The 1,048-nt window shown below is 73.2% G+C and carries 2 protein-coding genes; one reads left to right on the top strand and one right to left on the bottom strand.

Annotated features, from left to right (window positions below; all coding sequences use genetic code 11):
* Window positions 1-124: 124 nt before the first annotated feature.
* Entirely contained in the window at window positions 125-556 is a 432-nt protein-coding gene (locus tag IH13_RS0115230; protein WP_031084729.1) for a cold-shock protein, read from the bottom strand.
* A gap of 219 nt (window positions 557-775) precedes the next feature.
* Between IH13_RS0115230 and IH13_RS0115235 the strand changes: the two genes are divergently transcribed.
* On the top strand, window positions 776-1,048 hold a 273-nt coding region (locus IH13_RS0115235), incomplete at its 3' end, for a DUF5995 family protein (RefSeq protein ID WP_031084731.1).

Consider the following 1,048-nt stretch of genomic DNA (forward strand, 5'->3'; position numbering starts at 1 on the left):
GGGCCCCCGGCCGCTGACGGCGGGCGTCGGCTTCCCGGCCCGCCCCGACCGGGCGCACCCGAAGCCGACCGGCCCGGAGCCGCGGCGACCGGGCCGGTGGACGGCCGTGCGCCCGTCGGGACCGTCAGTCCTCGACCCAGCCGTGCCGGTTCGCGAGCAGCGCGAACTGCTTGCGCACCGCCTGGATCTGATGGCCCGTCATGTCAGGGGCGGCGGTGAGCAGCAGCTCGGTCACCTCGCGCAGGTACTCCGCCGAGCTGAGCACGTCGCACATCGGCTCCTGGCCGTCCGCTGAGGACCAGGAGGCCGCCGGGGCCCGCGGGGCGGGTGTGACGGCCGCCGGGCTCTCCGCTCCGGGGGCCAACCGCACCTTGGACGCCTTGAGTCCGCGGTCGCCCTCCTCCACCTCGAACTCCACCTCGAGTCCGGAACGCACCGACGACTCGGGGATCAGCAGGTCGTTCACATGCAGGAAGACGTCTTCCCCACCGTGCTCGGGTGCGATGAAACCGTACCCACGCATCCCGTCGAACCGGATCACTCGACCAGCAGCCATCCCCAACCCCTACCTGCTCACGACGCACACACCTGCCCACAACCTCGTCCTGATCGTAATCGCTTCCGCCAGGGAGGTCACGCCCTGGGCCGGAACCGCCTCGGTCACCGTGGTCCGGCCCGGGTCAGCGCCCGCGGCCGGCCGCCGGTCTTCGTCCGTTCCGATGAATGTCCCGCCCGGTGGGCGCCCGGTCGGGCCCGGGGCTGGGACGCTGCCCGCATGAACCGGTTCGAGCAGTTCGCAGCGCCGGCCGTCGCGGGCGGCGCGGTGGCCGATGTCGGCACGGTGATCGCGCGGATGCGCGCCTACCGCTCGCAGTGGCCGCCGAAGGACGGTGTCGCGGTGTTCAACCAGGTCTATCTGTCGGTGACCGAGGCCGTCGGCGGGCGGATCGCGGACGGCTCCTTCGCGGACCCGGAGGCCGTGTCGGCGCTGGACGTGCGCTTCGCCGAGCACTATCTGACGGCGGTGGAGACGGAGGCCGCCGGCGGG

The sequence above is a fragment of the Streptomyces sp. NRRL WC-3549 genome, from assembly GCF_000721935.1.
Classification (GTDB): Bacteria; Actinomycetota; Actinomycetes; order Streptomycetales; family Streptomycetaceae; genus Streptomyces.